Annotated in this window: 24 protein-coding genes; 10 read left to right on the top strand and 14 right to left on the bottom strand. The window is 62.1% G+C overall.

Annotated features, from left to right (window positions below; translation table 11 throughout):
- Positions 1–144 precede the first annotated feature (144 nt).
- On the top strand, positions 145–708 hold the full coding sequence (locus tag ACVWZP_RS21275; protein ID WP_017849993.1) for a chorismate lyase: 564 nt from the start codon (positions 145–147) through the stop codon (positions 706–708).
- Positions 708–1,598, top strand: coding sequence for a 4-hydroxybenzoate octaprenyltransferase (gene ubiA, locus ACVWZP_RS21270; RefSeq protein ID WP_017849994.1), 891 nt, complete (start codon positions 708–710; stop codon positions 1,596–1,598). The genes ACVWZP_RS21275 and ubiA overlap by 1 nt, the downstream gene beginning before the upstream one ends.
- A 30-nt stretch (positions 1,599–1,628) precedes the next feature.
- Here ubiA and ACVWZP_RS21265 read toward each other — a convergent pair whose 3' ends face one another.
- Positions 1,629–2,009: a COG4315 family predicted lipoprotein gene (locus ACVWZP_RS21265; protein ID WP_046381623.1), complete on the bottom strand. Its 381-nt coding sequence runs from the start codon at positions 2,007–2,009 to the stop codon at positions 1,629–1,631.
- Positions 2,010–2,163: 154 nt separating this feature from the next.
- Here ACVWZP_RS21265 and phoB point away from each other — a divergent pair, with 154 nt between their 5' ends.
- From phoB to ACVWZP_RS21250, 3 genes are all read left to right on the top strand, one after another.
- Entirely contained in the window at positions 2,164–2,853 is a 690-nt protein-coding gene (gene phoB, locus ACVWZP_RS21260; RefSeq protein ID WP_003176964.1) for a phosphate regulon transcriptional regulator PhoB, read from the top strand.
- Between the two features lie 59 nt (positions 2,854–2,912).
- The gene (gene phoR / locus ACVWZP_RS21255) at positions 2,913–4,235 is read left to right on the top strand and encodes a phosphate regulon sensor histidine kinase PhoR (protein ID WP_017849996.1); all 1,323 of its coding nucleotides are present in this window, start codon (positions 2,913–2,915) and stop codon (positions 4,233–4,235) included.
- Between the two features lie 204 nt (positions 4,236–4,439).
- Positions 4,440–5,780, top strand: a complete 1,341-nt coding sequence (locus ACVWZP_RS21250) for a hemolysin family protein (RefSeq protein WP_177029754.1) — start codon at positions 4,440–4,442, stop codon at positions 5,778–5,780.
- A gap of 3 nt (positions 5,781–5,783) precedes the next feature.
- On the opposite strand, the gene ACVWZP_RS21245 is transcribed toward ACVWZP_RS21250, so the two are convergent.
- The 8 genes from ACVWZP_RS21245 to ACVWZP_RS21210 form a co-directional block, all read right to left on the bottom strand.
- Positions 5,784–6,455, bottom strand: a complete 672-nt coding sequence (locus tag ACVWZP_RS21245) for a peptidoglycan DD-metalloendopeptidase family protein (protein ID WP_046381621.1) — start codon at positions 6,453–6,455, stop codon at positions 5,784–5,786.
- Between the two features lie 207 nt (positions 6,456–6,662).
- Entirely contained in the window at positions 6,663–7,568 is a 906-nt protein-coding gene (locus ACVWZP_RS21240; RefSeq protein ID WP_046381620.1) for a response regulator, read from the bottom strand.
- Positions 7,569–7,735: 167 nt separating this feature from the next.
- Positions 7,736–8,497: a phosphate signaling complex protein PhoU gene (phoU, locus tag ACVWZP_RS21235; RefSeq protein WP_017850000.1), complete on the bottom strand. Its 762-nt coding sequence runs from the start codon at positions 8,495–8,497 to the stop codon at positions 7,736–7,738.
- Between the two features lie 70 nt (positions 8,498–8,567).
- Positions 8,568–9,401: a phosphate ABC transporter ATP-binding protein PstB gene (pstB, locus tag ACVWZP_RS21230; protein WP_017850001.1), complete on the bottom strand. Its 834-nt coding sequence runs from the start codon at positions 9,399–9,401 to the stop codon at positions 8,568–8,570.
- A 190-nt stretch (positions 9,402–9,591) separates the two neighbouring features.
- Positions 9,592–11,262, bottom strand: coding sequence for a phosphate ABC transporter permease PstA (pstA, locus tag ACVWZP_RS21225; protein ID WP_457370142.1), 1,671 nt, complete (start codon positions 11,260–11,262; stop codon positions 9,592–9,594).
- Between the two features lie 15 nt (positions 11,263–11,277).
- A complete protein-coding gene (locus ACVWZP_RS21220; protein ID WP_169884756.1) occupies positions 11,278–13,311 on the bottom strand; it encodes an ABC transporter permease subunit in 2,034 nt (677 codons plus the stop codon).
- Positions 13,312–13,795: 484 nt separating this feature from the next.
- Positions 13,796–14,782: a phosphate ABC transporter substrate-binding protein PstS gene (locus ACVWZP_RS21215; protein ID WP_017850004.1), complete on the bottom strand. Its 987-nt coding sequence runs from the start codon at positions 14,780–14,782 to the stop codon at positions 13,796–13,798.
- A 250-nt stretch (positions 14,783–15,032) separates the two neighbouring features.
- On the bottom strand, positions 15,033–16,322 hold the full coding sequence (locus ACVWZP_RS21210; RefSeq protein WP_017850005.1) for an MFS transporter: 1,290 nt from the start codon (positions 16,320–16,322) through the stop codon (positions 15,033–15,035).
- Between the two features lie 468 nt (positions 16,323–16,790).
- Between ACVWZP_RS21210 and ACVWZP_RS21205 the strand changes: the two genes are divergently transcribed.
- Complete coding sequence (locus ACVWZP_RS21205; protein ID WP_010566936.1) at positions 16,791–17,195, top strand: acyl-CoA thioesterase; 405 nt, start codon at positions 16,791–16,793, stop codon at positions 17,193–17,195.
- Positions 17,196–17,253: 58 nt separating this feature from the next.
- Positions 17,254–18,153, top strand: a complete 900-nt coding sequence (locus ACVWZP_RS21200; protein WP_046381618.1) for a D-hexose-6-phosphate mutarotase — start codon at positions 17,254–17,256, stop codon at positions 18,151–18,153.
- Between the two features lie 58 nt (positions 18,154–18,211).
- On the opposite strand, the gene ACVWZP_RS21195 is transcribed toward ACVWZP_RS21200, so the two are convergent.
- The 5 genes from ACVWZP_RS21195 to ACVWZP_RS21175 all read right to left on the bottom strand — a co-directional run bounded on the left by ACVWZP_RS21195 (position 18,212) and on the right by ACVWZP_RS21175 (position 21,927).
- A complete protein-coding gene (locus ACVWZP_RS21195; protein WP_046381617.1) occupies positions 18,212–18,748 on the bottom strand; it encodes a DUF3299 domain-containing protein in 537 nt (178 codons plus the stop codon).
- A gap of 78 nt (positions 18,749–18,826) precedes the next feature.
- On the bottom strand, positions 18,827–19,072 hold the full coding sequence (locus tag ACVWZP_RS21190) for a GlsB/YeaQ/YmgE family stress response membrane protein (RefSeq protein WP_046381616.1): 246 nt from the start codon (positions 19,070–19,072) through the stop codon (positions 18,827–18,829).
- Between the two features lie 106 nt (positions 19,073–19,178).
- Positions 19,179–20,264: a 5-(carboxyamino)imidazole ribonucleotide synthase gene (locus ACVWZP_RS21185; protein ID WP_457370141.1), complete on the bottom strand. Its 1,086-nt coding sequence runs from the start codon at positions 20,262–20,264 to the stop codon at positions 19,179–19,181.
- A gap of 11 nt (positions 20,265–20,275) precedes the next feature.
- A complete protein-coding gene (gene purE, locus ACVWZP_RS21180; RefSeq protein WP_017850010.1) occupies positions 20,276–20,767 on the bottom strand; it encodes a 5-(carboxyamino)imidazole ribonucleotide mutase in 492 nt (163 codons plus the stop codon).
- A 251-nt stretch (positions 20,768–21,018) separates the two neighbouring features.
- Positions 21,019–21,927: a LysR substrate-binding domain-containing protein gene (locus ACVWZP_RS21175; protein WP_017850011.1), complete on the bottom strand. Its 909-nt coding sequence runs from the start codon at positions 21,925–21,927 to the stop codon at positions 21,019–21,021.
- Between the two features lie 182 nt (positions 21,928–22,109).
- Between ACVWZP_RS21175 and aspA the strand changes: the two genes are divergently transcribed.
- From aspA to ACVWZP_RS21160, 3 genes are all read left to right on the top strand, one after another.
- Complete coding sequence (gene aspA, locus ACVWZP_RS21170; protein ID WP_017850012.1) at positions 22,110–23,534, top strand: aspartate ammonia-lyase; 1,425 nt, start codon at positions 22,110–22,112, stop codon at positions 23,532–23,534.
- Between the two features lie 380 nt (positions 23,535–23,914).
- Complete coding sequence (locus tag ACVWZP_RS21165) at positions 23,915–25,366, top strand: alanine/glycine:cation symporter family protein (RefSeq protein WP_046381614.1); 1,452 nt, start codon at positions 23,915–23,917, stop codon at positions 25,364–25,366.
- 72 nt (positions 25,367–25,438) lie between these two features.
- Positions 25,439–26,416, top strand: coding sequence for an asparaginase (locus ACVWZP_RS21160; protein ID WP_457370140.1), 978 nt, complete (start codon positions 25,439–25,441; stop codon positions 26,414–26,416).
- The last annotated feature ends 69 nt before the right edge of the window (positions 26,417–26,485 follow it).

Genomic DNA, 26,485 nt, shown 5'->3' with positions numbered 1-26,485 from the left:
GTTGCCGTGCGGCTCAGCGCGTTTTGTACTGATCGGGGCCTGCAGATGCAAGTACGATCGACACAAGGCACCGGTTCAGCCCGGCAAAAGAGCCGGACGCCATGGTAAGCTCGCCACCTCTTTTGCTGCCAATATTGACGCACCGTGCCGCACTCAATCGCCCTTCCCGATGCTTGCCAATGGCTGACCCAGAGCCTTCTGAGCCCCCTGCCCGCGCCGTTGACCCTTGACTGGCTGTTCGACGAGGGCTCGCTGACGCGGCGCCTGACGGGGCTGTCCAGCGACAGTTTCAGCGTGACGCCGCTGTGCGAAGGCTGGCAGCCGTTGCGCGACGATGAGTGCGCGGCGCTTGACCTGCCCCAGGCCAGCATCGGTTGGGTGCGCGAGGTGTATTTGCGCGGGCATGGCCAGCCGTGGGTGTTTGCCCGCAGCGTGGCGTCGCGCAGTGCGTTGCAAGGCGACGGGTTGCATATGGACGAGCTGGGGAGCCGCTCCCTGGGCGAGCTGCTGTTCTGCGACCGCGCCTTCACGCGCCGGGCGATCGAGGTCTGCCATTACCCGCGCCCATGGCTGCCCCCCGCGGATCAGCTCGACGGGCTGTGGGCGCGCCGCTCGCGGTTCGATCGCGGGGCGCTGAGCGTGCTGGTCGCCGAAATCTTCCTGCCGAGCCTGTGGCACGCGGTGCATGACCACCCGGAGAACCGCTGATGTATCAACGCCTGCTCAAATCCTTGAACCGTCTGAACCCCAGGGCCTGGGATTTCATTCAGTTGACGCGCATGGACAAACCCATCGGCATCTATCTGCTGCTGTGGCCGACGCTGTGGGCGCTGTGGATCGCCGGCAAGGGCTCGCCGTCCTTGATCAATATCCTGATTTTCGTGCTCGGCGTGGTGCTCACTCGCGCCGGCGGCTGCGTGATCAACGACTGGGCCGACCGCAAGGTCGACGGCCACGTGAAGCGCACCGAGCAACGCCCACTGGTCAGCGGCAAGATCAGCTCGAAAGAGGCGCTGGTGTTTTTCGCGCTGCTGATGGGTGTCAGTTTCCTGCTGGTGCTGCTGACCAACGCGACGACCATCCTGCTGTCCCTCGGCGGCCTGGCGCTGGCGGCGAGCTATCCGTTCATGAAGCGCTACACCTATTACCCGCAAGTGGTGCTGGGCGCGGCGTTTTCCTGGGGCATGCCGATGGCGTTCACCGCCGAAACCGGCAACCTGCCTGCCGCCGCGTGGCTGCTGTACATCGCCAATGTGCTGTGGACGGTGGGCTACGACACCTATTACGCCATGACCGACCGCGACGACGATTTGAAGATCGGCGTGAAATCCACCGCCATCCTGTTTGGCGACGCCGACCGGGCGATCATTCTGACCCTGCAAGGCCTGGCGCTGGCGTGCCTGTTGCTGGCCGGCGCGCGGTTCGAGCTGGGCGGCTGGTTCCACCTGGGGTTGCTGGCGGCGGCGGGCTGTTTTGCCTGGGAATTCTGGTATACCCGGGACAGGGACCGGATGAAGTGCTTCAAGGCGTTTTTGCACAACCACTGGGCCGGGTTGGCGATCTTTGTCGGGATTGTCGCGGATTACGGCTTTCGATGAGGGGCCAGGCCCCTCATCGCGAGGGCCCAACTAAGGCTTGGCGACTTTCCAGGCCCCGTCCATCTTGCCTTCACCGGTCATGTCGCCGGCCTTCTTGTCCATGACGAAGGTGTAGAGCGGCTTGCCGCTGTAGGCCCACTGACTCTTCTGGTCGTCACGGGTGATCACGGTCCATTTGCCCATGGGCTTGTCGGTGGACGCCGCCGTCAATGGCGGCCAGTTGGCGGCGCACTTATCGTTGCACATGGATTTGCCATTGGCGTCCTTGGCGAAGGTATAGAGCGTCATGCCGTTGTGATCGACCAGTATCCCGTCTTTGGTCGTCGCGGGGTCCGCCGCGAATGCCAGGGTCGGCAGCGTCAACGCCGCCGTGACCAGCAGGGCTTTCCAGGAAAAAGTACTGTAAGTCATCGGAACCTTCCTTTTGTGGTTGTCAGGATTCGGACCCAAAGCGTAGTCCACGCAGGCGGGAATTGCGCGAGCAGCTAAATTACTGTCACACGACTGCAATAATTCCGTTATCTAATGCGGCGCAAGACAGTTAAATGACAAGAGGATTTTAGGCATGGTTGGCAGGAGCATTCTGATCGTCGACGACGAAGCGCCCATTCGCGAGATGATCGCCGTCGCGTTGGAAATGGCCGGCTATGACTGCCTGGAAGCGGAGAACTCGCAGCAGGCCCATGCCATTATCGTCGACCGCAAACCGGACCTGATCCTGCTCGACTGGATGCTGCCCGGCACCTCCGGCATCGAACTGGCGCGGCGCCTCAAGCGTGACGAGCTGACCGGCGACATCCCGATCATCATGCTCACGGCCAAGGGCGAAGAAGACAACAAGATCCAGGGCCTGGAAGTCGGCGCCGATGACTACATCACCAAGCCGTTTTCCCCACGGGAACTGGTCGCACGCCTGAAAGCCGTACTGCGCCGCGCCGGCCCGACCGATGGCGAAGCACCGATCGAAGTCGGCGGCCTGTTGCTGGACCCGATCAGCCACCGCGTGACCATCGACGGCAAGCCCGCCGAGATGGGCCCGACCGAATACCGTCTGCTGCAGTTCTTCATGACCCACCAGGAACGCGCCTACACCCGCGGCCAGTTGCTGGACCAAGTGTGGGGCGGCAATGTGTACGTGGAAGAGCGCACCGTGGACGTGCATATCCGTCGCCTGCGCAAAGCCCTGGGCGATGCCTACGAGAATCTGGTACAAACCGTGCGCGGCACCGGCTATCGGTTTTCCACCAAGGGCTGAGCCAGCCGGTTTCTGAACGCAAGAGCCTGACTTAACAGCTGACAAGGACGCATGTTCAAGTGAACCAAAACTGGCATGGCACGCTGATCCGCCACCTGCTGCTGTTGATCACCGGCTGCTTGCTGGTAGGCCTGATCAGCGGCCAATACGGCTGGAGCCTGGCCGTCGGCATTGGTCTGTACCTGGGCTGGACCCTCAAGCAATTGCTGCGCCTGCATGAATGGCTGCGCCAACACAAACCCGATGAAGCACCACCCGACGGCTACGGCCTGTGGGGCGAGGTGTTCGACAGCATCTATCACCTGCAACGCCGCGACCAACGGGTACGCGGGCGCCTGCAAGCGGTGATCGACCGGGTGCAGGAGTCCACCGCCGCGCTGAAAGACGCAGTGATCATGCTCGACAGCGACGGCAACCTCGAATGGTGGAACCGCGCCGCCGAGACCCTGCTGGGCCTCAAGACGCCCCAGGACAGCGGCCAACCGGTGACCAACCTGGTCCGCCACCCGCGCTTCAAGGAATACTTCGAGCAGGAAAACTACGAAGAAGCCCTGGAAATTCCCTCGCCCACCAACGACCGCGTACGCATCCAGTTGTACCTGACGCGCTACGGCAACAACGAACACTTGATGCTGGTGCGCGACGTAACCCGCATCCACCAGTTGGAACAGATGCGCAAGGACTTCGTTGCCAACGTCTCCCACGAGCTGCGCACCCCGTTGACGGTGATCTGCGGCTACCTGGAGACGCTGCTGGACAACGTCGACGAGATCAACCCGCGCTGGAGCCGCGCCCTGCAGCAGATGCAGCAGCAAGGCTCGCGCATGCAAACCCTGCTCAATGACCTGCTGTTGCTGGCCAAGCTGGAGGCGACCGATTACCCGTCGGATAACCACCCGGTGGCGGTGCAAAGCCTGTTGCAGACCATCAAGAACGACGCCCAGGCCCTCTCCGGCCAACGCGGGCAACAGATCACCCTGGAAGCCGACCCGTCGGTACTGCTCAAAGGCAGCGAAGGCGAATTGCGCAGCGCGTTTTCCAACCTGGTGTTCAACGCCGTGAAGTACACACCGGACAAGGGCAATATCCGCATCCGCTGGTGGGCCGACGCCCAGGGCGCGCACCTGAGCGTGCAAGACTCCGGCATCGGCATCGACGCCAAGCACCTGCCGCGCCTGACCGAGCGCTTCTACCGCGTCGACTCCAGCCGCAACTCCAACACCGGCGGCACCGGGCTGGGCCTGGCGATCGTCAAGCACGTGCTGCTGCGCCACCGCGCACGCCTGGAAATCAGCAGTGTGCTCGGCCACGGCAGCACCTTTACCTGCCATTTTCCGCCGCCCCAGGTAACCCGTTCGCGGATGGTCGTGAATGATGAATAACCCGGACACAATACAACGCTAAATGTGGGAGCAAGCCCCCTCCCACATTTGGAATTGCATTGTTCCAAAGCAGGTATTCCTGGCTCCACCAGGCAGCAACCACTAGGCAAGCGCCGCGCCAGCCGCTACATTGGCCGACTTGTGTCCGCCTTTCAGGCGCTCCTGTCACCCCTATTGAACATACGGAACCCGCAAAACCCCATCATGGACCCTTCCCCAGGTATCACCCTCGCCACACTCTTCGCCGATTTCGGCATGATTCTTTTTGCACTGATCCTGGTACTGCTCAACGCGTTCTTCGTTGCGGCGGAGTTTGCCATGGTCAAACTGCGCTCCACGCGGGTCGAGGCCATCGCCCACACCAATGGTTGGCGCGGGCAGATCCTGCGCACCGTCCACCGCCAGCTCGACGCCTACCTGTCGGCCTGCCAGCTGGGTATCACCCTCGCCTCCCTGGGCCTGGGCTGGGTCGGCGAGCCGGCGTTTGCGCATATCCTCGAGCCGCTGCTGGGCGCCGCTGGCGTCGAGTCGCCGGAAGTGATCAAAGGCGTGTCGTTCTTTTCCGCCTTCTTCCTGATTTCCTACCTGCACATCGTGGTCGGTGAACTGGCGCCCAAGTCCTGGGCCATTCGCAAGCCGGAACTGCTGTCGCTGTGGACGGCCGTGCCGCTGTACCTGTTCTACTGGGCCATGTACCCGGCAATCTACCTGCTCAACGCCAGCGCCAATGCCATCCTGCGGATCGCCGGGCAAGGCGAACCCGGCCCGCACCATGAGCACCAGTACAGCCGCGAAGAACTCAAGCTGATCCTGCACTCCAGCCGTGGCCAGGACCCCAGCGACCAAGGCATGCGCGTCTTGGCCTCGGCCGTGGAAATGGGCGAACTGGAAGTGGTCGACTGGGCCAACTCGCGGGAAGACCTGGTGACCCTGGACTTCAACGCCCCGCTCAAGGAAATCCTTGCGCTGTTCCGTCGCCACAAATTCAGCCGTTACCCGGTGTATGACGCGCAGCGCAACGAGTTTGTCGGCCTGCTGCACATCAAGGACCTGCTGCTGGAACTGGCGAACCTGGACCATCTCCCCGAGTCGTTCAACCTGGCCGAACTGACCCGCCCGCTGGAGCGCGTGTCGCGGCACATGCCGCTGTCGCAGTTGCTGGAGCAGTTCCGCAAAGGCGGCGCGCACTTCGCCCTGGTGGAAGAAGCCGACGGCAAGATCATCGGCTACCTGACCATGGAAGACGTGCTCGAAGTGCTGGTGGGCGATATCCAGGACGAACACCGCAAGGCCGAGCGCGGCATCCTCGCCTACCAGCCGGGCAAACTGCTGGTACGCGGCGATACGCCGCTGTTCAAGGTGGAACGCCTGCTTGGCGTCGACCTCGACCACATCGAAGCGGAAACCCTGGCCGGGCTGGTCTATGACACCCTCAAGCGGGTGCCGGAAGAGGAAGAAGTCCTCGAGGTTGAAGGCCTGCGGATCATCATCAAGAAGATGAAAGGGCCGAAAATCGTGCTGGCCAAGGTCCTGCTGCTGGACTGACCGTCAATTGCCCAAGGCAAAATTGGGCAATACCCCCACGGGCTGGTTGAACTCATACGGGATCGATACCAGCCCCGCCTCGGTCCGCTGCTGCACCACAAAGTGCAGGTGCGGCCCGCTGCTGTTGCCGGTGTTGCCCGACAACCCCAGCGCACTGCCCACCGCCACCCGCTGCCCCGGCCTGACGCTGACCGAACCTTGCTTGAGGTGCAGGTACACGCCCTGGGTGCCGTCATCGTGCAGCACCCGCACGAAATTCCCTGACGCATCGTTGCCGCGCCCGGCCTGGTCATTCTCGATCTTCACCACCCTGCCGCTGCGCGCCGCAATGATCGGCGTGCCTTCGGGCATGGCAATGTCCATGGCGTAGCGGCTTTTGGCGTCGGTATGGCTGAAGCTGCCGTTGGGGCCTTGGCTCAGGCGAAACGGCCCGCCGCGCCAGGGCAAGGGGTAGCGGTAGGCCTGCTGGGGATAACCGGGCCTTGGCCGGTCGAGCACCGGCCGTTGCACGCGCACGGCCCCCCGCTCCCGGATCACAAACGCCTGGGCGCCGGGGGTTTGCCGGTCGCTGAAAAACACCTCGCCATTGGCGTCGGTGGATTTGTACAGGGTCATGGCCGGGGTCGACGTGGCGACCGCAGCCAGCCCACAGAACAGCAATAGGCGAAGGAGCATGGCGCGAACCTGCCGGGGGGACTGAATGGCAGGCTAGCAAGGCTTGATGACAAGACCGTGTGAGATTTACCCGATACTGAAAACAACGAACTTCACATGTAGGAGCGGGCTTGCTCGCGATTGCGGTAGTTCAGCCAACGAAGATGTTGAATGAAAGACCATCGGGAGCACGCCCCCTTCCACAGAGGACAGGTGGCGTTCTGTGAATCAGGCACCCGGCACAAAATGCTTCTGCGCCGTACCCCGCGCGATCAGCCGCGAGATGTAGTCCAGTTTCTGCGCATCCTGGTCGATAAAGCGGAAGGTCAGTTGCAGCCAGTCGCTGTCGGGCTTGGGCTCGAAGGCGACGACGGCGTGCAGGTAGCCGTTGAGGCGCGCGACTTCGGCGTTGTCGCCTTGCTCAAGGTCGAGCACCGCGCTTTCCAGTACCTGAGGCAGGACCTCACCGCGACGGACCACCAGCAGCGCTTCCTTGATGCTCAGGCCCTTGATCACGCATTGCTGGGTGCCGCTGGACAGGCGCAACTGACCCTGCCCGCGACCACTGGCGGGCGCAGCGGCGGCAGCCGCCTTCACGGGCGGGCTGTTGAGCAGGCCTTTGCTCGGTGCAGCCGCCGCGACAGGAGCGACCTTGACCGCTTCGGGCTTGCCACCGGTCAGGGCGCTCAGGGAGTCGTTGCCGAACGCTGAGTTCATCTTGGTCGGTGCGCTGGCGACCAGGGCGTCGAGGCGCCCGACCTTGTGCAGAGCGTGCTTGACCTTGGTCAACAGCTGTTCGTTGGTGAACGGTTTGCTGACGTAGCCGGAAACCCCGGCCTGGATCGCCTGCACCACGTTCTCTTTGTCGCCGCGGCTGGTCACCATCACGAACGGCATGGCTTTGAGCTGCGGTTGCTCGCGGCACCAGGTCAACAGCTCCAGGCCGGACATCTCGGGCATTTCCCAGTCGCACAACACCAGATCGAAGGTTTCGCGCATCAGGATGGCCTGGGCCTTTTTGCCGTTCACCGCATCTTCAATCTTGATCCCGGGGAAGTAATTGCGCAGGCACTTCTTCACCAGGTCGCGAATAAACGAGGCGTCATCCACCACCAATACACTGACTTTACTCATCGACCCTTTATCCTATAAAAACGCGGCACGCAGAACGCCTGACTGATGGCATTTTGCCAAAACTCTGTAGTTGTGTTGGGACTTTCTTTCACCCCACGCACAAAAAAATCAGCGCCCACAAACGAAAACGCCCGACCAAAGGCCGGGCGTTAATATCTCGGGCAACCTTACTTATCGTCAGATTCGCCCGGAACATTAGGGATTTGATCGGTAGATCCTTCAACTTCGGCTTTCATGCGCTTGAGGCCCATGTGCCGCACGTCGGTGCCACGCACCAGATAGATCACCAACTCCGAGATATTGCGCGCGTGGTCGCCGATCCGCTCCAGCGAACGCAGCACCCAGATAATGCTCAAGACCCGCGTGATAGAGCGCGGGTCTTCCATCATGTAGGTGGCCAGCTCGCGCAGGGCGGTCTTGTACTCACGGTCGATGATCTTGTCGTACTGGGCCACCGACAACGCCAGTTCGGCGTCGAAACGGGCAAACGCGTCCAGGGCATCGCGCACCATGTTGCGCACCTGGTCACCGATATGCCGCACTTCCACATAACCGCGCGGCGCTTCGCCTTCTTCGCACAGTTGGATGGCGCGGCGGGCGATCTTGGTGGATTCATCGCCGATACGCTCAAGGTCGATCACCGACTTGGAAATACTGATGATCAAGCGCAGGTCGGAAGCCGCCGGCTGGCGACGGGCGAGAATGCGCAGGCATTCTTCGTCGATATTGCGTTCCATCTGGTTGATCTGGTCATCGATCTCGCGCACTTGCTGGGCCAAGCCCGAGTCGGCCTCGATCAGCGCGGTGACCGCATCGTTGACTTGCTTCTCCACCAGCCCGCCCATCGCCAGGAGGTGGCTGCGCACTTCCTCAAGCTCGGCATTGAACTGCGCGGAGATGTGGTGGGTAAGGCCTTCTTTGCTAATCATGTTGGCGTCCTTGGAGCGTCCGGAAAGGTGCGGAGAACCGCAGCGTCAATGCAATCTGAACCACAGCTTCCTAGCCGTAGCGACCGGTGATGTAGTCTTCGGTCTGTTTCTTCGCCGGATTGGTGAACAGGGTATCGGTATCGCCGAACTCCACCAGCTTGCCCATGTACATGAACGCGGTGTAGTCGGAAACCCGCGCCGCCTGTTGCATGTTGTGAGTCACGATGACGATGGTGAACTTGGACTTGAGCTCGTAGATCAGTTCTTCGACTTTCAACGTCGAGATCGGGTCGAGTGCCGAGCAAGGTTCGTCGAGCAGCAGCACTTCCGGTTCCACGGCGATGGTACGCGCGATCACCAGGCGTTGTTGCTGGCCGCCGGACAGGCCGAGTGCGGAGTCGTGCAGGCGGTCCTTGACCTCGTCCCACAGCGCGGCGCCTTTAAGCGCCCATTCGACCGCTTCGTCGAGGATGCGCTTCTTGTTGATGCCCTGGATGCGCAAGCCGTAGACCACGTTTTCGTAGATGGTCTTGGGGAACGGGTTGGGCTTCTGGAACACCATGCCCACCCGGCGACGCAGCTCGGCCACGTCTTCACCCTTGCGGTAGATGTTGCTGCCGTAGAGGTTGATCGCACCGTCCACGCGGCAACCGTCGACCAGGTCGTTCATGCGGTTGAAGGTGCGCAGCAGCGTGGACTTGCCGCAGCCCGACGGGCCGATGAAGGCGGTCACGCGCTGCTTGGGGATGTTCATGCTGACGTCGAACAGCGCCTGTTTGTCGCCGTAGTACAGGCTCAGGCCCGGCACTTCGATGGCCACGGTTTCCTGGGCCAGGCTCAGGCTCTGCTTGTCACGACCCAGGGCAGACATGTTGATGCCATGGGAATGGGTTTCTTGTTGCATGGGATGCTCCCTGTGCTACCAATTCGTGTTGTTGAACCGCCGGGGGCGGTTTACTCAAATTCTGCGTATATCGTGGTCTAGTGTGGGAGGGGGCTTGCCCCCGATAGCAGTGTGTCAGCCAGCATATGTGTTTCTGATACGCCGCTATCGGGGGCAAGCCCCCTCCCACATTGAGTCCGCGTCACTTCAATTAGCTATCCAACGCTTTATATTTTTCGCGCAGGTGGTTACGGATCCACACCGCCGACAAGTTGAGCGTGGCGATCACCAGCACCAGCAACAGCGCGGTGGCATATACCAGCGGCCTTGCGGCCTCGACGTTGGGGCTCTGGAAACCGACGTCATAAATATGGAAGCCCAGGTGCATGATCTTCTGGTCAAGGTGCAAGTAAGGGTAGTTGCCGTCCAGCGGCAGCGACGGGGCCAGCTTGACCACGCCCACCAGCATCAGCGGCGCTACTTCACCGGCGGCACGGGCCACGGCGAGGATCATGCCGGTCATCATCGCCGGGCTGGCCATCGGCAGCACGATCTTCCACAGCGTTTCCGCCTTGGTCGCGCCGAGTGCCAGCGAGCCTTCGCGCACAGTGCGAGGAATCCGCGCCAGGCCTTCCTCGGTAGCCACGATCACCACCGGCACCGCCAGCAGCGCCAGGGTCAGCGACGCCCACAACAGGCCCGGCGTGCCGAAGGTCGGGGCCGGCAGGGCTTCGGCGAAGAACAGGCGGTCAACCGAGCCACCCAATACATACACGAAGAAGCCCAGGCCGAACACGCCGTAAACGATGGCCGGTACGCCCGCCAGGTTGTTCACGGCGATGCGGATGATCCGCGTCAGGGCGTTCTGCTTGGCGTATTCACGCAGGTACACCGCCGCCAGCACGCCGAACGGGGTCACGATCATCGCCATGATCAGGGTCATCATCACGGTGCCGAAGATGGCCGGGAAGATCCCGCCTTCGGTGTTGGCTTCCCGTGGGTCGTCGCTGAGGAACTCCCAGACCTTGCTGAAGTAGAAGCCGATCTTGGTCATCGTGCCCATGGCGTTCGGCTGATAGGCGTGGACCACTTTGCCGATGCCGATTTCGACTTCCTTGCCGTTCGCATCGCGGGCAGTCAAGGCGTCGCGGTTGAATTGGGCGTGCAGGTCGGCCAGGCGCGCTTCGATGTCCTGGTAACGGGCATTCAGTTCGGCGCGGCCCGAGTCCATGTCGGCCTGGGCGGCGGCGTCGAGCTTGCCTTCCAGTTCCAGCTTGCGACCGTGCAGACGGATACGTTCAAGACCGGCGTTGATCGCGCCGATGTCGGACTTCTCAAGGGTCTTGAGCTGGGCCGCCAGCTTGTTCACGCGGTCGACCCGAGCCTGCAGCTCCGGCCACGCAGCCTGGCCTTCGGCGATGACCTTGCCATCCTGCTTGACGTTGACCAGGGTGCCGTAGAAGTTGCCCCACTCACGGCGCTCGATGGTCATCAATTCCAGCGGTTTGGTCTGGTTCTTCAGCCATTCGCCGACGATCCATGTGAAGTCGTTGCCGTTCAGATCGCGGTTACCGACTTTGATCAACTCGCGAGTCATGAATTCCGGGCCCACGTCGGGCACGGGCAGGCCAGCGCTTTTCAGGCGCTCGCGCGGCACTTCTTCTTTCTGTACCACTTCGCCGATGACGATATGGTTTTCTTGGCCCGGGACATCGTAGTTGGCCTGGATCAGGTCAGCCGGCCAGAAGTGGCCCAAACCACGCACCGCAATCACAGCCAGCAAACCAAGGGTCATGATGACCGCGATGGACACCGCGCCACCGCTGATCCAGACGCCGGGGGCGCCGCTCTTGAACCATCCATTCAGGGAGTTCTGTTTCACAGACTTCTACCTTTCTTAAAGCGACGAGTATTTCTTGCGCAGACGCTGACGAATCAGCTCGGCGAGGGTGTTCATGATGAAGGTGAACAACAGCAGCACCAGCGCCGAGAGGAACAGCACGCGGTAGTGACTGCCGCCCACTTCCGACTCGGGCATTTCCACCGCGACGTTGGCCGCCAGGGTGCGCAGGCCTTCGAACAGGTTCATCTCCATCACCGGGGTGTTACCGGTGGCCATCAGCACGATCATGGTCTCGCCCACGGCGCGGCCCATGCCGATCATCAGCGCCGAGAAAATCCCCGGGCTGGCGGTCAGGATGACCACGCGGGTCATGGTCTGCCACGGCGTGGCGCCCAGGGCCAAAGAGCCCAGGGTCAGGCCGCGCGGCACGCTGAACACGGCGTCTTCGGCGATGGAGTAGATGTTCGGGATCACCGCGAACCCCATCGCCAGGCCGACGACCAGGGCGTTGCGCTGGTCATAGGTGATGCCCAGGTCATGGGAGATCCACATCCGCATGTCGCCGCCGAAGAACCAGGTTTCCAGGTATGGGCTCATGTACAGCGAGAGCCAGCCCACAAACAGGATCACCGGGATCAGGATCGCGCTTTCCCAGCCATCGGGAACCCGCAGGCGAATGGACTCAGGCAGGCGGCTGAAGATAAAACCGGCCACCAGGATGCCAATCGGCACCAGCATCAGCAGGCTGAAAATCCCCGGTAGATGCCCTTCGACATACGGCGCGAGGAACAGGCCGGCGAAGAAGCCGAGGATCACCGTCGGCATCGCTTCCATCAGCTCGATCACCGGCTTGACCTTGCGGCGCAGGCCCGGCGCCATGAAGTACGCGGTGTAGATCGCTGCGGCAACGGCCAGCGGCGCGGCCAGCAACATGGCGTAGAACGCGGCCTTCAGCGTACCGAAGGTCAGCGGCGCGAGGCTCATCTTGGGTTCGAAATCGGTGTTGGCGGCGGTCGATTGCCAGACGTATTTAGGCTCGTCGTAGTTTTCGTACCAGACCTTGCTCCACAGCGCGCTCCACGACACTTCCGGGTGCGGGTTGTCCAGCAGCAACGGTTGCAGCTTGCCGTCGGCTTCGACGATCACACGGTTGGCCCGTGGCGACAGGCCGAACACGCCCGGGCCATCGACCACCGGGTCCACCAGCAGGGTGCGGTGGGCGGTGCTGTGGAACACGCCGAACTTGCCGGAAGCGTCGAGGGCGGTGAAGCCTTTGCGACGTTCTTCGGCGGTGATTTCAACGATGGGCGCAGTGCCCATCTCGAAGGTGCGGATCTGCTTCAGGCGCTGTTCGCCATCCGGGTCACGGGCCATGAACCACTGGGCCAGGCCGCCCTTGGAGTTACCGACGATCAGCGAGATACCACCCACCAGTTGGGTGCTGGCGGTGATTTCGGCGTCGCCGTCTTCCAGCAGTTTATAGCGACCGTTGAGGCTCTTGTCGCGCAGGCTGAACACATCCGCCAGGGCACGGCCGTTGATCACGTACAGCCATTGCTGGCGTGGGTCGATGAAGATCGCCTTCACCGGCTCGGTCATCTGCGGCAGCTCGATACGCTTCTGCTCGCTGGTGACTTCGCCGGTCATCATGTTTTCTTCACGGCTCAGGGACAGCACGTTCAAGTGCGAACCGGCCGAACCGGCCACCACCAGCGAGGTGTCGGTGACGTTCAGCGCGACGTGTTCCAGCGGGCGACCGGCGTCATCCAGCACGATCGGCGTTTCGCCGTAAGGGTATTCGATGGCCGGGCTGATGGTCTTCTTGCCGTCCGGGTAGGACACCTTGTAGGTGTGGCGGAACACCAGGGACTGGCCATTGGACAAACCGAGGATCACCAGCGGGCTGCCCGGCTGGTCTTTACCAATCGACACGACGCTGACGCCGGCCGCCAGCGGCAGGTCGATGCGCTTGAGTTCGGCGCCGGTGCTCACGTCGAAGAACAGCGCCTGGCCTTTGTCGGAAACCCGCATGGCGACTTGGTTCTGTTCTTCCAGCGAGATCATCAACGGCTTGCCCGCGTCTTGCATCCACGCCGGTGTCAGCGCGGCTTCCTTGGTCAGCGAGGCGCCCTGGAACAAGGGCGCGACCACGTAGGCCAGGAAGAAGAAGATCAGAGTGATAGCGCCGAGGACGGCGAGGCCGCCGATCAGCACGTACCAACGGGTCAGGCGATCCTTGAGCGCGCGAATGCGGCGCTTGCGTTGCAACTCAGGCGTATTGAAGTCAATACGCTTGGGGGGAGAAGTCGTCGTCATAGTGGAATTGGCCAGATCATTCATGCGCACACCCTAGCGGTCCTGTATGACAGAAAGATGACAATGCAGTGACGCAAGAAATCCGCCGCATGGCAAAGCCGGCAGCGGACTAAAAATTAGGAGTTTCTGTAGGAGCGAGCTTGCTCGCGAAGAGCGTTAACGATAACGCGCTGCTTCTGAATAAACGCAGTGCTCTATCATCTTTCGCGAGCAAGCCCGCTCCTACAGAACGGCCGGTTTTACCCGGCCCAGCAACTTAGTTGCCTTCTTTCAGACCCAGGTCAGCCAGTGCCTTGGCGGCAACTTTGGCTGGCAGTGGGATGTAGCCGTCCTTGACCACAACTTCCTGGCCCTGCTTGGACAGAACCAGCTTCACGAACTCGGCTTCCAGCGGTGCCAGCGGCTTGTTCGGGGCTTTGTTGACGTAAACGTAGAGGAAACGCGACAGCGGGTATTTGCCGTTCAGGGCGTTTTCTTCGCTGTCTTCGATGAAGTCAGTGCTGCCTTTCTTGGCCAGGGCCACGGTCTTCACGCTGGCGGTCTTGTAGCCGATGCCCGAGTAACCGATGCCGTTCAGCGAGGAGCTGATCGACTGCACGACCGAAGCCGAGCCTGGTTGTTCGTTCACGTTAGGCTTGTAGTCGCCTTTGCACAGGGCTTCTTCTTTGAAGTAGCCGTAGGTGCCGGATACCGAGTTACGACCGAACAGTTGCACTGGCTTGTTGGCCAGGTCGCCGGTCACACCCAGGTCGCCCCAGGTTTTGACGTCGGCTTTGGCACCGCACAGGCGAGTCGAGGAGAAGATCGCGTCGACTTGTTCCATGGTCAGGTGCTTGATCGGGTTGTCCTTGTGCACGAACACGGCCAGGGCATCCACGGCAACCGGGATAGCGGTTGGCTTGTAGCCGTACTTCTGCTCGAAGGCCGCCAGTTCGGTGTCCTTCATCTTGCGGCTCATCGGGCCCAGGTTGGAGGTGCCTTCAGTCAGCGCAGGTGGCGCAGTGGCAGAACCAGCAGCTTGAATCTGGATGTTGACGTTCGGGTATTCCTTTTTGTAACCCTCGGCCCACAGGGTCATCAGGTTAGCCAGGGTATCGGAACCGACGCTGGACAAGTTGCCCGACACACCAGTGGTCTTCGTATAAGCCGGAATAGCCGGGTCAACACCAGCGGCCACCGCGTGGGCAGTCGCAACGCCAGCAGCGACAAAAGTCATTGCCGCCATCAAACGCTTCAGTTTCATGCCTTACTCCTAGCAGATAGGGATAGTTGGATCGGGGCCAAGTATTGATAGGCCGTGTGAACACTCTATGTCTGGAATATGACAATTAGATGAAAGGCCAGTATTGGGGGAAAAAGCGGCCAGAAGCGGCAAGTGCCGAAAAAACGGGGGTGGCGAGGACGTCGAGGCGGTTGAAACGATGATTCGGAAACACTCTGTAATTTATGATCGCTCCTACGCAACTGCGTAGGAACGATCTTCAGATAGCTGATTACCTGCCGCGCTTCCACAGATACCCACCCACCCCCATCCCCATCACGCACAGGACGGCAACGTAGTAGGCCGGGCCCATCGGGCTTTCTTTCATCAGCAGCGACACCGCCAACGGCGTCAGCCCGCCGAACACGGCGTAGGCCACGTTGTAGGAGAACGACAACCCGCTGAAGCGCACCACCGGTGGGAAGGCTTTCACCATCACGTAGGGCACCACGCCGATGGTGCCGACAAACAGGCCGGTCAGGGCGTACAGCGGGAACAGCCAGTCAGGGTGGTCCAGCAGGCTGTGATACAGCGTCCAGGAGGTCGCCAGCAACAGTGCGCAACCGACCACCAGTATGCGGCCGGCACCGAAGCGGTCGGCCAGGGCGCCGGAGGCAATGCAGCCCAGGCTCAGGGTCACGATGGCCAGGCTGTTGGCTTGCAGCGCAACGGTCGGGCTGAAGTGGTAGAGGGTCTGCAGCACGGTCGGGGTCATCAGGATGACGACTACCACGCCGGCCGACAGCAGCCAGGTCAGCAGCATCGACAGCACGATGGCGCCACGGTGGTCGCGCAGCACCGCGCGCAGCGGCAGTTCGGCGGCCAGAGCCTTGCGTTGCTGCATCTCGGCGAAGATCGGCGTTTCATGCAGCCAGCGGCGCAAGTACACCGACAGCAGGCCGAACACACCGCCGAGCAGGAACGGGATACGCCAGGCGTAATCGGAGACCTGCTCCGGGCTGTAGAGCGTGTTGATGGCGGTGGCCACCAGCGAACCCAACAGGATGCCGGCGGTGAGGCCGCTGGTCAGGGTGCCGCAGGCGTAGCCGATGTGGCGTGGCGGAACGTGTTCGGAGACGAACACCCAGGCGCCCGGGACTTCGCCGCCGATCGCCGCGCCCTGGATCACGCGCATCAACAGCAACAGGATCGGCGCCCACAGGCCGATCTGCGCGTAGGTCGGCAGCAGGCCCATGATCAGGGTCGGCACGGCCATCATGAAGATGCTCAGGGTGAACATTTTCTTGCGCCCCAGCAGGTCACCGAAGTGCGCCATGATGATGCCGCCCAGGGGCCGCGCCAGGTAACCGGCGGCGAAGATGCCGAAGGTCTGCATCATGCGCAGCCACTCGGGCATGTCGGCGGGGAAGAACAGTTTTCCGACCACGGTGGCGAAAAACACGAAGATGATGAAGTCGTAGAACTCCAGCGCCCCGCCCAAGGCAGACAGCGACAGGGTTTTGTAGTCGTTGCGGGTCAGCGGGCGCGACGGTTGCGCACTGCTTGCGGGCACGGAGGACATGGCAAGGCTTCTCTTATAGTAATCAGCGTAATAAAGACGGCACGCCCTGGACTTGCGGCGGTCTGGCAAGATAGCAAATCGCCGGAAAAAGCACAGCGTCGAACGGTTGATAGCGCAGCGCGGTGAACTATTCACGGCGCAGGGAGTCGGTCAACCAGGGCAGGAGAACAGTTGCCGGAAAAAGCTCCGTTACAGCGTCTATTTACCGACCAAATGAGCGCCGAGAGGTCGTCGCGACGCCAGCGTCTCGATATACTCGGCCCTTGCAAGCGCCAGACCCGCAGTCTTGAGGGGCTGCTGTGCCAAAACGCCGTTGGGTGCCATCCAGCCGGTTTGGCAGAGTTTCCCTTTAGTACGCCTTACGAGAAACACAGCTCGCGTCGTGCGTTGGTGCTGAAATGTTTTTCTACAAGACGGCTATCCATTTGAAACACCCATGAAGCGTCACGGCTCAGAGGCACCCTCGGCATGATCGAACTCGAACAAGAAGATCCCATCCCACAAGGCGATCTCGCCCTGCAAATCACCGCGCTTCCGCGTGAAACCAACGGTTTCGGCGATATCTTCGGCGGCTGGCTGGTCTCGCAGATGGACCTGGCCGGTACGGCCATGGCCAGCAAGGTCGCAGGCGGGCGTGTCGCCACCGTGGCCATTGATCGCATGGCGTTCCTGGTGCCGGTGGCCGTGGGCGCGCAATTGTCCTTCTATACCCAGGCCCTGGAAATCGGCCGCAGCTCGATCCAGATGATGGTCGAAGTGTGGAGCGACGACCCGCTGTCCAGCGAATGGCGCAAGGTCACCGAGGCGGTGTTCGTGTTCGTCGCCATCGATGGCAGCGGCCGCACCCGTTCGGTACCGTCGCGAGCGCGTTAAACCTCGCCGGGTTTTGACGGTCAATTGCCCCATTGCCTGCTATTAAGAGTGCTTTGTTATGCCGACGCCCCACGTTGAATCCGTGAAAATCGACGAGCTGGACTGCTGGCGCATCCGCCACAACGGCGCCGAGCTGATGGTGGCCCAACAGGGCGCGCACCTCTTCAGTTACCAACGCGCAGGCGAACAGCCGCTGATCTGGCCGAACAAGGCAGCCGTCTTCAAGGCTGGCAAAGGCATCCGCACCGGCGTACCGGTGTGCTGGCCGTGGTTCGGCGTGTTCGATCGCAACCCACACAGCGTGCAGGCCATGCGCCAGAGCGACCAGCCCGCGGGCGCCCACGGTTTCGTGCGTACTGCACTCTGGGAATTGGCCGCCACCGAACTCGAAGGTGACACCCTGCGCGTCGACCTGGTGCTCCCCGTACCCGCGGGCGGCTTCCCCGGCTGGCCGCATCAGGTCGACCTGAAGCTGAGCCTGCGCCTGGACGATCACCTGCACATCGGCCTGACCAGTCATAACCGTGGCACCGACACCGTGACCCTCAGCCAGGCGTTGCACACCTACTTCGCCGTGAGCGATGTGCGCAACGTGCAGGTCGAGGGCCTGGACGGGCTTGCGTATATCGATACCGCCGACGGCTGGGCCACCCGGCAACAGGCTGGGCCGCTGCACTTCGGCGCCGAGACCGACCGCATCTACCTCGACACCCCCGCGCAGTTGCACATCGTCGATAACGACTGGCAGCGGCGCGTCCGGCTCAGCAGCGAAGGCTCCCACTCGACCGTGATCTGGAACCCCTGGACCGAACGTGCCAAGGCCTTCGACGACATGGCCGACGACGGCTGGCAGGGCATGCTGTGCATCGAGACGGCGAATGTGCTGGATGACGTGGTGACGCTGGCGCCGGGCGAAAGCCACACCTTGGGCGTGAGCATCACCAGTAGCGCTTTGTAAACCCAATCAAAATGTGGGAGGGGGTGTTGCTCCCTCCCACATTGGTCGGTGTTGTGGTTTAGAGATCCGACTCCTTCACCGCCCGCACCTTGCCCGCATCCAGCGCATACGCCGCATCGGCCAGGTCGTTATTGACCGTCTCCACCTTCAACGTGCCCGTGACCCACAGCGGCGTGTAGATATCATCCAGCTTCAACCCCTTGGGGTAACGCACCAGCACCAATTGGTTCGGCGGCGGTGGCGGCACGTGGATGCACGCGCCTGGGTACGGCACCAGGAAAAACAGGGTGCTGCGGCCCTTGGCGTCGGTTTCCAAGGGCACCGGGTAACCGCCGATGCGGATGTTCTTGCCGTTCATGGCGGCCACGGTCTTGGTCGAATACATCACCGCCGGCAACCCTTTGCTCTGCTTCAAGCCACCTTTGTCGGTAAAGGTGCCCTGGGCTTCGGGGGAGTTGTGGTCGATTTCCGGCATTTGTTCGAGGGCTTTCTGGTCCGACAGCGGCATCAGGTCGAGCCAGTCGGTTTCCGGCAGTTCGCCAGCATGAGCCAGGCCTGGGCCCAGCAGGAGAAACATCAAGAGGAGACGGCGCATGGAGGAGCTCGACAAGGTAAACAGTGCTGGCATTCTAGCCCTCTGCGCCTGCGCAGCGCAGAGGACTTTGTCGCTCGATTAGTTCTTTTTGATCAGGCCGTAGATCACCAGCAGCACAATGGCACCCACCAATGCGCCGATGAAGCCAGCGCCCTGGCCTGCCTGGTAGATACCCAGTGCCTGACCGCCGTAGGTGGCGGCAAGGGAGCCGGCGATACCCAGCAGGATGGTCATGATCCAGCCCATGCTGTCGTCGCCGGGCTTGAGGAAACGCGCCAGCAGGCCGACGATCAGGCCGATAAAGATGGTTCCGATGATACCCATGGCATTTCCCTCTGATTGAATGTGAGTCATGAAAAAGCCTAGCCAGGCTTTATCATCCTGCAATCAGAGAGACGGCGGCCACCAATGGTTCCCGCCGCCCCCGGGATTATTGCTCGGCGATCAACGCTTCGACCTTGAGGATCTGCGCTTGCAGCGTCGCGCGGTCCTGGCAACGCAGGTTGGCGTGGCCGACCTTGCGCCCGGTCTTGAAAGCCTTGCCGTAGTGATGCAGGTGGCAGTCGTCGATGGCGATGACTTTTTCAACCGGCGGGACCACGCCGATGAAGTTGAGCATGGCGCTCTCGCCCACCTTGGCTGTGGAGCCCAGCGGCAAGCCTGCCACCGCGCGCAGGTGGTTCTCGAACTGGCTGCACTCGGCGCCTTCGGTGGTCCAGTGCCCGGAGTTGTGCACACGCGGGGCGATTTCGTTGGCCTTCAGGCCACCGTCGACTTCAAAGAACTCGAACGCCATCACGCCGACATATTCCAGCTGCTTGAGCACACGGCTGGAATAGTCTTCGGCCAGGGCCTGCAACGGATGGTCGGTGCTGGCCACGGACAGTTTGAGAATGCCGTTGTCGTGGGTGTTGTGGACCAACGGGTAGAAGCGGGTCTCGCCATCGCGGGCACGCACGGCGATCAGCGAAACTTCGCCGGTGAACGGCACGAAGCCTTCCAACAGGCAGGCCACTCTGCCCAGTTCGGCGAAGGTGCCGACCACATCGGCGGCGGTGCGCAGGACTTTCTGGCCCTTGCCGTCGTAACCCAGGGTACGGGTTTTCAGCACGGCCGGCAGGCCGATGCTGGCGACGGCGGCGTCCAGGTCCGCCTGGGACTGGATATCGGCGAAGGCCGGGGTCGGAATGCCCAGGTCCTTGAACATGCTCTTCTCGAACCAGCGGTCACGGGCGATGCGCAAGGCTTCGGCGCTCGGGTAGACCGGCACGAACTGCGAGAGGAAGGCCACGGTTTCGGCCGGGACGCTTTCGAACTCGAAGGTCACCAGGTCGACTTCTTCGGCCAGTTGGCGCAGGTGGTCCGGGTCGCTGTAGTCAGCGCGCAGGTGTTCACCCAACGCGGCCGCACAGGCATCCGGCGCCGGGTCCAGGAAAGCGAAGTTCATCCCCAGCGGCGTTCCCGCCAGGGCCAGCATGCGACCCAGTTGGCCGCCACCGATTACACCGATTTTCATCGTCAACAACCTCAGGCGATACGTGGGTCTGGATTGTCCAGCACGCTGTCTGTCTGCTCAGCACGGAATTTTTTCAGCATCGCGTGGAACTGCGGGTGCTTGGCGCCCAGGATGCTGGCGGACAGCAAGGCGGCGTTGATCGCGCCGGCCTTGCCGATCGCCAGGGTCGCCACCGGGATACCGGCCGGCATCTGCACGATGGACAACAGCGAATCCACGCCCGAGAGCATCGACGACTGCACCGGCACGCCGAGTACCGGCAGGTGGGTCTTGGCCGCACACATGCCTGGCAGGTGCGCTGCACCGCCGGCACCGGCGATGATCACCTCGATGCCACGGGATTCTGCTTCATCGGCATACTGGAACAGCAAATCCGGGGTGCGGTGGGCAGAGACCACTTTCACTTCATACGGAATGCCGAGTTTTTCCAGCATATCGGCGGTGTGGCTAAGGGTGGACCAATCGGACTTGGAGCCCATGATCACGCCAACCAATGCACTCATCGTCGTGCCTCTTCTCTCTGGGCGCCCGCAGGCGCGTCAAAAAACAACAAGCCACGCGGGAAATCCGGCGTGGCTTGGTGTACGAAATTTGGCCGGTTGGACCGGCCGAAGGCCGCGCAGTATACCGTAATAACGCAGATAAACAGCCCCTGGAATGACCATCTGTCTAGCGGCGCAAACCGGCGGTTTTATTGACTTAAGAGTCAGCGAAAACCCCACAAAACCCCTTCCACAGTTAAGCGGTGCTGGACTCACGTATTCTGCGCGGCTCCACCTTCCAGCTTGCGCCACAACAACCGCACGTTTGCCTTACGCACCAAGGCACAGCGGTACAAACGAATCTCCAATGGCACATGCCACTGCGGACCGCCGCAGACCACCAGCTCACCCCGGGCCAACTCGGCACGCACGCTCAGTTGCGGCACCCAGGCGATGCCCAGGCCTTCCAGGGCCATGCTTTTGAGGCTGTCGGCCATCGCGGTTTCGTAAACCGTGGTGAAGCGCAGGGCACGTTGGCGCAACAGCAGGTTCACCGAACGACCCAGAAATGCCCCGGCGCTGTAGGCCAGCAGCGGCACACTGCCTTCACCTTCCAGGTCGAACAGTGGCTTGCCCTCGGCATCGGCGGCGCACACCGGGAGCATTTCGGTATTGCCCAGGTGCAGTGACGGGAAGATCTCCGGGTCCATCTGCATTGCCGCGTCGGGGTCGTAGAACGCCAGCATCAAATCGCAGCCGCCTTCGCGCAGGGCATGCACGGCATCACCGACGTTGGTGGCGACCAGCCGGGTGGCAATGTTCAGGCCTTCGTTGCGCAACTGCGCGATCCAGCGCGGGAAGAAGCCCAGCGCCAGGGAGTGGGCCGCCGCCACTTGCATGACTTCGCCCTGCCCGCCTTCCAGATGGTGCAAATGGCGCAGTACTTCACCGAGCTGCTCGACCACCGTGCGCGCGGTCACCAGAAACAACTGCCCCGCGGCCGTCAATTCCACCGGCGTGCGCGAGCGGTTGACCAGGGTCAGGCCCAGCGCGGCTTCGAGGCTGCGGATACGTCGACTGAACGCCGGCTGGGTGACAAAGCGCCGCTCAGCAGCCTGGGAAAAGCTGCGCGTCGCCGCCAGGGCGCTGAAGTCTTCCAGCCATTTGCTCTCAAGGTTCATCAGTTCCTCCCACGGGTATGCACCATTTTGGCACACACGCCCGCCATGATAGCCGGGTCACACGCCTATTATGCCGTTTGTGCATAGGCCAGTGTTTAACAGCATTGGCCCAAAAACTTCCACAAGCCTAGCATTCACAGCGTTCCGGCCAGTTCCGGGTCCATATCGAGATGATTTCCGTCATGTCCTCCGCTGCATCATTCCGCACAGAAAAAGACCTGCTTGGCGTACTCGAAGTACCTGCTCAAGCGTATTACGGCATCCAGACCCTGCGAGCGGTGAATAACTTCCGCCTCTCGGGCGTTCCGATTTCGCATTACCCGAAATTGGTGGTCGGCCTGGCAATGGTCAAGCAAGCCGCCGCTGACGCCAACCGCGAGTTGGGCCAGCTCAGCGAAGCCAAGCACGCTGCGATCAGCGAAGCCTGTGCCCGCCTGATCCGCGGAGACTTCCACGAAGAATTCGTGGTGGACATGATTCAAGGCGGCGCTGGCACTTCAACCAACATGAATGCCAACGAAGTCATCGCCAACATCGCGTTGGAGGCCATGGGCCACAACAAGGGCGAGTACCAGTACCTGCACCCGAACAACGACGTGAACATGGCGCAGTCGACCAACGACGCCTACCCGACCGCGATCCGCCTGGGTCTGCTGTTGGGCCATGACGCGCTGCTGGCCAGCCTCGACAGCCTGATCCAGGCGTTCGCCGCCAAGGGTGTCGAGTTCAACCATGTACTGAAAATGGGCCGCACCCAGTTGCAAGACGCCGTGCCGATGACCCTCGGCCAGGAATTCCGCGCCTTTGCCACCACCCTCAACGAAGACCTGGCCCGCCTGAAAACCCTGGCGCCGGAGCTGTTGACCGAAGTGAACCTGGGCGGCACCGCCATCGGCACCGGCATCAACGCCGACCCGCGCTACCAGGCCCTGGCCGTACAACGCCTGGCCACCATCAGCGGCCAGCCGCTGGTGCCGGCGGCGGACTTGATCGAAGCCACCTCCGACATGGGCGCCTTCGTATTGTTCTCCGGCATGCTCAAGCGTACCGCGGTGAAGCTGTCGAAGATCTGCAACGACCTGCGCCTGCTGTCCAGCGGCCCACGTACCGGCATCAACGAGATCAACCTGCCGGCCCGCCAGCCTGGCAGCTCGATCATGCCTGGCAAGGTCAACCCGGTGATCCCGGAAGCCGTCAACCAAGTGGCCTTCCAAGTGATCGGCAACGACCTGGCCCTGACCATGGCAGCCGAAGGCGGCCAACTGCAGTTGAACGTGATGGAACCGTTGATCGCCTTCAAGATCTTCGACTCGATCCGCCTGCTGCAACGGGCCATGGACATGCTGCGCGAGCACTGCATCGTCGGCATCACCGCCAACGAAGCCCGCTGCCGCGAGCTGGTGGAGCACTCCATCGGCCTGGTCACCGCGCTGAACCCGTACATCGGCTATGAAAACGCCACCCGCATCGCGCGTATCGCCCTCGAAAGCGGCCGCGGCGTGCTGGAACTGGTGCGCGAAGAAGGCTTGCTCGACGACGCCATGCTCGACGACATCCTGCGCCCCGAAAACATGATTGCTCCACGTTTGGTCCCGCTGAAGGCCTAAGCGTTTGTTGCACCGCTCACCAGGTTGAGGGACTAGACACCTCTCACCTTTTGAGGGCCTGAAGGCTCGTTCTTCAGGCCCTTTTTTTTGCCTCAAGGTTGTGAAATGACGCCCATAAAAATTCCAATATCGCCCCTGCCCGCCACGCCCTGGCTGAAACCTTTAATCAGCCCAGGCAGACGGATCACGTTCGCCTAGGTATAGTGCCGCCCCTCTTCGCGCCAGCGGCCATCGGTAACGAGGCCCGGACACACGCGAAAACGCATGAATAACAACACCCGCAAAAGGATCGGGTCGAACCGTCGCGCACTGCCTGGTGCCAAGTGACAGCGTCGAACCGTCCTGCGTTTGCCATTAGAAAAATCAGCGAGGAACACTCCATGCTCGAAGTCATCAACGACTTCCTCTCAGGGAAAGTACTGATCGTGCTCATTGTCGGGCTCGGCGGTTATTTCACGATCCGCTCGCGTTTCGTTCAGTTGCGTCACTTTTTCCACATGTTTTCGGTGTTTCGCGACAGCCTGAAAAACAGCTCCGACCAGCTCAGTTCGTTCCAGGCGCTGATGCTCAGCCTGGCCGGCCGCGTCGGTGCCGGTAACATCGCCGGCGTCGGCATTGCCGTGACCCTGGGCGGCCCCGGTGCCGTGTTCTGGATGTGGGTCACCGCGTTGGTGGGCATGTCCTCGAGCTTTATCGAGTGCTCCCTGGGCCAGTTGTACAAGCGCACCGACGCCGAAGGCACCTTCCGCGGCGGCCCGGCTTATTACATCCAGCACGGCCTGCACAAGCGCTGGCTGGGCATGGTGATGGCGTTCCTGCTGCTGGTGACTTTCGGTTTTGCCTTCAACGGCCTGCAAGCCCATGCCGTGACGCATTCGCTGAACAACGCCTTCGGCCTCGACACCACCTACACCGGCCTGGCCCTGGCGGCATTGCTGGGCCTGGTGTTCATCGGCGGGATCAAGCGGATCGCCTCGATCGCCGACCTGCTGGTGCCGGTCAAGACCCTGGTCTACATCGCCGTGACCCTCTACGTGATCGTGCTGCAATTCGACCACGTACCGGCCATGCTCGCGACCATCGTCAAGAGCGCGTTCGGCCTCGACCAAGCCTTCGGCGGCCTGGTGGGCAGCGCGATCATCATGGGCGTGAAGCGCGGCGTGTTCGCCAACGAAGCCGGTTTGGGCAGTGCGCCTAACGTGGCGGCAGTCGCGTCGGTGGAACACCCGATCGCCCAAGGTGTGGTGCAAGCGTTCAGCGTGTTCCTCGACACCTTCGTGATCTGCACCTGCACCGCCTTGCTGATCCTGCTCTCCGGTTTCTACACCCCAGGCTTTGAAGGCGACGGCATTGCCCTGACCCAGAACTCCCTGGCGGCCGTGGTCGGCGACTGGGGCCGGATGTTCATCTCGGTGGCCCTGGCGTTGTTCGTGTTCACCTCGATCATGTACAACTACTACCTCGGCGAGAGCAACCTGCGCTTCCTGGTCGGCAACAACCGCAAGGTGCTGATGGGCTACCGCGCGTTGGTGCTGGTGCTGATTTTCTGGGGTTCGATCGAGAACCTGAGCACCGTGTTCGCCTTCGCCGACATCACCATGACGATGCTCGCTTTCGTCAACCTGTTCGCCCTGGCGTTCCTGTTCAAGATCGCCATGCGTATCCTGAATGACTACGACAACCAGCGCGCGGCGGGGATCAAGACCCCGGTGTTCGACTCCAGCCAGTTCCCCGACCTGGACCTGGACCACAAGGCCTGGCCGGCCAACCCGGTGAAACCGGAGCCTGCCGCTAAAGCGCCTGCTGAATCGATCGCACTGTCGCAACGCTAAGCGCAGATGACACGCCGCCTGGCCTTGGGCATGCTCTGGGCTTGGCGGCGTTTTTCGTTCAGGAGATTTTCGATGCAAGCAGCTAACAACGTCATGGTGCTCTACACCGGCGGCACCATCGGCATGCAAGCCAGTGCCAACGGCCTGACCCCCGCATCCGGTTTCGAAGCCCGCATGCGCGAACAGCTCGCCAACCAGCCAGTGCCTACATGGCGCTTCCGGGAAATGTCGCCGCTGATCGACAGCGCCAACATGACCCCGGCCTACTGGCAGCGCCTGCGCACTGCCGTGGTCGAAGCCGTGGACGACGGTTGCGACGCGGTGCTGATCCTGCACGGCACCGACACCTTGGCCTACAGCGCAGCCGCCATGAGCTTCCAACTGTTGGGCCTGCCGGCGCCGGTGCTGTTCACCGGCTCCATGCTCCCGGCCGGCGTACCCGACAGCGATGCCTGGGAAAACGTCAGCGGTGCGCTGCTGGCCCTGGGCCAAGGCCTGGCGCCGGGTGTGCAGTTGTACTTCCACGGCACGCTGATGGCGCCGACACGCTGCGCGAAAGTCCGCAGCTTCGGGCGCCACCCGTTCGCCGCGTTGCAACGCCAGGGCGGCGTGGCCCGCGCCGCGTCGATTCCTGCAGCGCTGGACTACCGTCAGCCCAAGGCCCTGGCCAATGTCGGCGTGCTGCCGTTGGTGCCGGGTATCGGCGCGCCCCAACTGGACGGTTTGATCGGCAGCGGCCTGCAGGCGCTGATCCTGGAATGCTTCGGCAGCGGCACCGGGCCCAGCGATAACCCCGAGTTCCTCGCCAGCCTCCAGCGCGCGCAGGCGCAAGGCGTGGTCGTGGTCGCGATCACCCAATGCCATGAGGGCGGCGTGGAACTGGACGTGTACGAAGCCGGCAGCCGTTTGCGTGCAGCGGGCGTGCTGTCCGGTGGTGGCATGACCCGTGAAGCGGCGTTCGGCAAACTCAACGCGCTGCTCGGCGCCGGGCTCGACACCCAGACCATCCGGCGCCTGGTGGAACTCGATCTGTGCGGTGAACTGGCCTGAATCGTACAGCCGAACCCGCGTAAAAACCCTCGGCCAACTATATAGTTAGCCTCCTCCCTGCCTTGCCGC

This window comes from Pseudomonas sp. TE36184, assembly GCF_054060055.1.
This window is presented reverse-complemented; position numbering and strand designations above follow the sequence as displayed.

Bases quoted from the DNA above. Each gene is read 5' to 3' on its own strand.
- ACVWZP_RS21190 (WP_046381616.1), bottom strand. From the start codon at position 19,072: ATGGGTATCATCGGAACCATCTTTATCGGCCTGATCGTCGGCCTGCTG.
- ACVWZP_RS21160 (WP_457370140.1), top strand. From the start codon at position 25,439: ATGCAAGCAGCTAACAACGTCATGGTGCTCTACACCGGCGGCACCATC.
- ACVWZP_RS21205 (WP_010566936.1), top strand. From the start codon at position 16,791: ATGATCGAACTCGAACAAGAAGATCCCATCCCACAAGGCGATCTCGCC.
- ACVWZP_RS21240 (WP_046381620.1), bottom strand. From the start codon at position 7,568: ATGAGTAAAGTCAGTGTATTGGTGGTGGATGACGCCTCGTTTATTCGC.
- purE (WP_017850010.1), bottom strand. From the start codon at position 20,767: ATGAGTGCATTGGTTGGCGTGATCATGGGCTCCAAGTCCGATTGGTCC.
- phoU (WP_017850000.1), bottom strand. From the start codon at position 8,497: ATGATTAGCAAAGAAGGCCTTACCCACCACATCTCCGCGCAGTTCAAT.
- ACVWZP_RS21185 (WP_457370141.1), bottom strand. From the start codon at position 20,264: ATGAAAATCGGTGTAATCGGTGGCGGCCAACTGGGTCGCATGCTGGCC.
- aspA (WP_017850012.1), top strand. From the start codon at position 22,110: ATGTCCTCCGCTGCATCATTCCGCACAGAAAAAGACCTGCTTGGCGTA.
- pstB (WP_017850001.1), bottom strand. From the start codon at position 9,401: ATGCAACAAGAAACCCATTCCCATGGCATCAACATGTCTGCCCTGGGT.
- ACVWZP_RS21250 (WP_177029754.1), top strand. From the start codon at position 4,440: ATGGACCCTTCCCCAGGTATCACCCTCGCCACACTCTTCGCCGATTTC.
- phoB (WP_003176964.1), top strand. From the start codon at position 2,164: ATGGTTGGCAGGAGCATTCTGATCGTCGACGACGAAGCGCCCATTCGC.
- ACVWZP_RS21200 (WP_046381618.1), top strand. From the start codon at position 17,254: ATGCCGACGCCCCACGTTGAATCCGTGAAAATCGACGAGCTGGACTGC.
- ACVWZP_RS21265 (WP_046381623.1), bottom strand. From the start codon at position 2,009: ATGACTTACAGTACTTTTTCCTGGAAAGCCCTGCTGGTCACGGCGGCG.
- ACVWZP_RS21245 (WP_046381621.1), bottom strand. From the start codon at position 6,455: ATGCTCCTTCGCCTATTGCTGTTCTGTGGGCTGGCTGCGGTCGCCACG.
- ACVWZP_RS21220 (WP_169884756.1), bottom strand. From the start codon at position 13,311: ATGCAAGACGCGGGCAAGCCGTTGATGATCTCGCTGGAAGAACAGAAC.
- ACVWZP_RS21215 (WP_017850004.1), bottom strand. From the start codon at position 14,782: ATGAAACTGAAGCGTTTGATGGCGGCAATGACTTTTGTCGCTGCTGGC.
- ACVWZP_RS21175 (WP_017850011.1), bottom strand. From the start codon at position 21,927: ATGAACCTTGAGAGCAAATGGCTGGAAGACTTCAGCGCCCTGGCGGCG.
- ACVWZP_RS21210 (WP_017850005.1), bottom strand. From the start codon at position 16,322: ATGTCCTCCGTGCCCGCAAGCAGTGCGCAACCGTCGCGCCCGCTGACC.
- ACVWZP_RS21165 (WP_046381614.1), top strand. From the start codon at position 23,915: ATGCTCGAAGTCATCAACGACTTCCTCTCAGGGAAAGTACTGATCGTG.
- ACVWZP_RS21195 (WP_046381617.1), bottom strand. From the start codon at position 18,748: ATGCGCCGTCTCCTCTTGATGTTTCTCCTGCTGGGCCCAGGCCTGGCT.
- ubiA (WP_017849994.1), top strand. From the start codon at position 708: ATGTATCAACGCCTGCTCAAATCCTTGAACCGTCTGAACCCCAGGGCC.